4 protein-coding genes and 1 tRNA gene are annotated in these 4,923 nt (G+C 68.8%); 3 read left to right on the top strand and 2 right to left on the bottom strand.

The window, feature by feature from the left end:
* Both recJ and ACT4N3_RS13825 read left to right on the top strand, forming a co-directional pair.
* On the top strand, positions 1-1,432 hold a 1,432-nt coding region (gene recJ / locus ACT4N3_RS13820; protein WP_444855805.1), incomplete at its 5' end, for a single-stranded-DNA-specific exonuclease RecJ.
* 40 nt (positions 1,433-1,472) lie between these two features.
* A tRNA-Glu gene (locus ACT4N3_RS13825) sits at positions 1,473-1,547 on the top strand.
* Between the two features lie 63 nt (positions 1,548-1,610).
* On the opposite strand, the gene ACT4N3_RS13830 is transcribed toward ACT4N3_RS13825, so the two are convergent.
* Entirely contained in the window at positions 1,611-2,954 is a 1,344-nt protein-coding gene (locus tag ACT4N3_RS13830; RefSeq protein ID WP_444855806.1) for a dicarboxylate/amino acid:cation symporter, read from the bottom strand.
* Positions 2,955-3,002: 48 nt separating this feature from the next.
* Positions 3,003-3,197 carry a hypothetical protein gene (locus tag ACT4N3_RS13835; RefSeq protein ID WP_444855807.1) on the bottom strand — a complete coding sequence of 65 codons (195 nt, stop codon included), beginning with the start codon at positions 3,195-3,197 and terminating at the stop codon, positions 3,003-3,005.
* A 148-nt stretch (positions 3,198-3,345) separates the two neighbouring features.
* Here ACT4N3_RS13835 and ACT4N3_RS13840 point away from each other — a divergent pair, with 148 nt between their 5' ends.
* A complete protein-coding gene (locus ACT4N3_RS13840) occupies positions 3,346-4,803 on the top strand; it encodes an AMP nucleosidase (RefSeq protein WP_444855808.1) in 1,458 nt (485 codons plus the stop codon).
* Positions 4,804-4,923 lie beyond the last annotated feature (120 nt).

Below are 4,923 nucleotides of genomic sequence, written 5' to 3' on the forward strand. Positions count from 1 at the left end.
CCTCGATCCCCAGCCCTATATCCCGGATCGGCTGATGGAGGGCTACGGCCCCTCCGGCGAGGCATTGGTGCGGATCGCCGAGGGCGGCGCGCGGCTCATCGTCACCGTCGATTGCGGCGCCCAGGCGTTCGAGGCGCTCGACATGGCGAAAGCGGCGGGCGTCGACGTGATCGTCGTCGACCATCACAAATGCGCCGCCCGCCTCCCCGACGCCTTCGCTTTGGTCAATCCGAACCGCCTGGACGAGGCCACCGAAGCGGCGAGCCACGGCCATCTCGCCGCGGTCGGCGTCGCCTTCCTGCTCGGCGCGGCTTTGTTGCGCACCCTGCGCGCCCGCGGCTTCTTCGCGAGCCGGCCGGAGCCGAAGCTGGTCGAGCTGCTCGATCTGGTTGCGCTCGGCACCGTCGCCGATGTCGCCCAGCTACGCGGCCTCAATCGCGCCTTCGTCACCCAGGGGCTGAAGGTGATGGCGAAGCGGGGCAATACCGGCCTCGCCGCGCTCGCCGACGCGTCCCGCCTCGCCCGCGCCCCCGAGTGCCGCGATCTCGGCTTCGCGCTCGGCCCGCGGATCAACGCCGGCGGCCGGGTCGGCAAGGCCGATCTCGGCGTCCGCCTGCTGACGACCGAGGATGCCGACGAAGCCGCCGCCATCGCCGCCGAGCTCGACCGGCTCAACGAGGAGCGGCGGACGATCGAGCAGATGGTGACCGAAGCGGCCGAAGCCCTTGCGACCGGCCAGGGCAATCGCGCCGTCGCCATCGTCGCCGCGCCCGGCTGGCATCCCGGCGTGATCGGCATCGTCGCCGGCCGCCTCAAGGAGCGGTTGCGCCGCCCCGCCATCGTCGTCGCCCTGGGCGAGGACGGGCTCGGCAAGGGCTCGGGCCGCTCGATCTCCGGCGTCGATCTCGGCGCGGCGGTGCTGGCGGCGAAGGACAGCGGCCTGCTCGTCGCCGGCGGCGGCCATCCGATGGCGGCCGGCCTCACCGTCGCCGCCGATCGGCTGGGCGCGCTGGCCGATTTCCTCGACGAGCGCCTCGCCGCCGACGTGACGAAGAGTCGCGACGACCGCGCGCTGCTGCTCGACGCCATCATCGCGCCGGGCGGCATCCAGCCGGGCTTGTGCGACGCCCTCGACGGCGCCGGCCCCTATGGCGCCGGCTGGCCCGGCCCGCACGTCGCCGCCGGCCAGGTCTCGATCGTCAAGGCGGACGTGGTCGGCACAAACCACCTTCGCATCATCGCCGCCGGTGACGACGGCCGCCGCGTCAAGGGCATCGCCTTCCGCATGGCGGATTCGCCCCTTGGCGAGGCGCTGCTCGCCGCCCCCCCGCACCGCAAGCTCTGGCTCGCCGGCCAGGTCCGCCGCAACGAATATCAGGGCACGATCTCGGCCGAGCTCCACCTGGAGGACGCCGCCTGGGCCGATGCTTGACCCTTCCCGCCCCGCCACTTAAGGCGCGGCCTCGCCTCACGGCCCCTTCGTCTAGCGGTTAGGACGCGGCCCTTTCACGGCTGAAACACGGGTTCGATTCCCGTAGGGGTCACCACGGACTCAAATCGTCCGGGGGATGATTTGCGCCGTGGTGACGGAAGCGCAAGCGACCTCACCATCAGTCCTCGTCATAGGATCCGGTTGCCGGCTCCACCGCCGGCGTCGTGGTCGGGCGTCCGGCCAGCGCCCGCGCCAGCTTCTCCCGATCGAGTGCGCCGTCCCAGCGCGCGACGACGATCGTCGCGACCGCGTTGCCGATGAAGTTGGTGAGGGAGCGGCATTCGCTCATGAACCGGTCGACGCCGAGGATCAGCGCCATGCCGGCGAGCGGGATGGTCGGCACGATCGACAAGGTCGCGGCGAGCGTGATGAACCCCGCGCCGGTCACCCCCGCCGCGCCTTTCGAGCTCACCATCGCGACCAGCAGCAGCGCGACCTGGTCCCACAGGCTGAGCTCGATCCCCAACGCCTGGGCGATGAACAACGCCGCCAGCGTCATGTAGATATTGGTGCCGTCGAGGTTGAACGAATAGCCCGCCGGCACGACCAGCCCGACCACCGGCCGCGCGCAGCCGGCGCGTTCCATCTTCTCGATCAGGGCCGGCAGCGCCGCCTCCGACGAGGAGGTGCCGAGCACCAGCAGCAACTCGGCCTTGAGGTATCGGATCAGCTTCAGGATCGAGAAGCCCGCCAGCGCCGCGACGCCGCCGAGCACGACGAGCACGAAGATCAAGGAGGTCAGATAGAAGGTCGCGACCAGCGCGCCGAGGTTGACGAGCGTGCCAAGGCCGTAGGCGCCGATCGTGAAGGCGATCGCCCCGAACGCGCCGATCGGCGCCGCGCGCATCAGGATCGCGACGATCCGGAACACGACCCGCGCCAGCCGTTCGAGCATGTCGACCAGGGGCGCGGCCGGCTTGCCGACCAAAGCGATCGCGACCCCGAACAGGATCGCCACGAACAGGGCCTGCAGGATCGAGCCCTCGGTCAGCGCCGAAACCATCGTCACAGGGATGATGTCGAGCAGGAAGGCGGTGACGCTCGCGTCGTGGGCGCGCTGCGAATAGGTCGCGATCGCGCCGGCATTGAGCGTCGCCGGATCGATGTTCATCCCTTCGCCCGGCCGCACCACATTGGCGACGACCAGGCCGACGACCAGCGCCAGCGTCGAGAAGAACAGGAAATAGGCGATCGCCTTGGCCGCCACCCGGCCGACCGCCCTGATCTCGCTCATCCCGGCGATGCCGAGTACGACGGTCAAAAAGATTACCGGCGCGATGATCATCTTGACCAGCTTGATGAAGCCGTCGCCCAGCGGCCGCAGCGCCGCCCCCCATTCGGGCCAGAAATGACCGACCAGCGCGCCCAGCAGGATCGCAAGCAGAACCTGAACGTAAAGCTGAGCGGCGAAGCGCGTCCGCGCCCCGGCCGGGTCGGATTGATCCAGTGCCGCCGCCCCCATCGGCGCACCCTAACCTATTCGCCTGGGCGCGCAACGGCGCGGTCGACGTCAGGCCTTGCGGCGCGCTTGCCCGCTATCCTCGTCGCGCTCCTCGATGCTGCCCGGCACGATCCAGCGGAAGGCGCTCTTCTTCTCGGTGTCGTAAGCGATCTGGCCGGCGCGCGCAGCATCATCGACGGCGGCGTCAAAGCTCTCGCGCCAGCGGCCGGTCAGGACTTTGGTACGATACCTGTATCGTCTCAAGGCAGCCCCTCCGCCTTGGTTAGTCTCGCGTTAGCCATGATTCTGTCGCGCCCGCGTTAACTTTTTTGAGCGCGCCCGATTTGACTTCGTCGCGCCGCGCGCGAAGGAAGCGATCATCCGCCGCCACGGCGCCGAAACGAGAACGATCTTGGTCACCAGCCCCGAATCCATTCCCGAGCTTATCGACCGGCTCTGCGCGATCTATGATGAGTCGGTCGCCAATCTGCGCGGCGCCCTCGCCCGTTATCTGAAATCCGGCGAGCTTCCCGACCCGGCCGCGCGCGCCGCCGGCCTGTTCGCCTATCCCGAGCTGCGCATCACCCATCGCCCCGGCGCGCCCGCCGAGCTGCCGCCCCGCGCCTTCGGCCGGCTGAACCGCCCGGGCGCCTATGCGGTCAGCATCGCCCGGCCTTATCTGTTCCGCAAATATCTGACCGAACAGCTGGGCTATCTCGTCGCCGATTATGGCGTCGAGGTCGAGGCCGGCCGCTCGGCGAGCGAGATCCCCTATCCCTATGTGCTCGACGCGACCGACGATCTCAGGCTCGACGGCGCCAGGGCGGCGGAGCTCGCGCTCTGGTTCCCGACCACCGAGCTCGCCCATATCGGCGACGAGGTGGCGGACGGGGCCTGGATGGGCGGGCCCGACGAGCCGCTGCCGCTCTCCTTGTTCGACGGGCCGCGGGTCGATTTCAGCCTCGCCCGCCTGCGCCATTATACCGGCACTCCACCCGAGCACAGCCAGCGCTATCTGCTGTTCACCAACTATGTCCGCTATGTCGACGAGTTCGTGCGCTGGGCGGTCGAGGAGCTCGAGCGCGACGACAGCCCCTATGAGGCCTTGTCCGCCCCGGGCGGGGTGTTCGTCACCAGGGACACGCCCGACGCGGTCGCGAAGGTGCAGGAAGGCCCGTGGCGCAAGCACCAGATGCCGGCCTATCATCTGATCGCCGCGCGCGGCGAGGGGATCAGCCTGGTCAATATCGGCGTCGGCCCCTCCAACGCCAAGACGATCTGCGACCATCTGGCGGTGATGCGGCCGGAGGTGTGGTTGATGATTGGTCATTGCGGCGGTCTCCGCCCGAGCCAGTCGATCGGCGACTATGTCCTCGCCCACGCTTATCTGCGCGACGATCATGTGATGGACGACGTGCTCCCGACCGAGGTGCCGATCCCGGCGCTGGCCGAGATCCAGCAGGCTTTGTTCGACGCCGCCGTCGAGGTCACCGGCGAAGAGCCGCAGGAGCTGAAGCAGCGCCTTCGGACGGGCACGGTCGTCACCACCGACGACCGCAACTGGGAGCTGCGCTACACCCTCTCCGCATTGCGCTTCAATCAGTCGCGCGCGGTGGCGATCGACATGGAATCGGCGACCGTCGCCGCCCAGGGTTACCGCTTCCGGGTTCCCTACGGCACCTTGCTCTGCGTCTCCGACAAGCCCCTGCACGGCGAGATCAAGCTGCCCGGCCAGGCCAACGCCTTTTACGAGCGGGCGATCAGCCAGCACCTTCGGATCGGCATCGAGGCGCTGCGTATCCTGCGCCGCGAAGGCGCCGCGCTCCATTCCCGCAAGCTGCGCGCCTTCGACGAGCCACCGTTCCGCTAGGAGCCTGATCTAAAAGTCTTTCACGGCTTCAGCCGGCGCCGTTGCATCGCAGCAACGCTCGGCAATTTATCCACATCTGTGGATAGCTGAGTCTTTGAACGGTCAAAAACCGGATGCTAA

It is taken from the genome of Sphingosinicella sp. (assembly GCF_052388015.1).
Lineage (GTDB): Bacteria > Pseudomonadota > Alphaproteobacteria > Sphingomonadales > Sphingomonadaceae > Allosphingosinicella.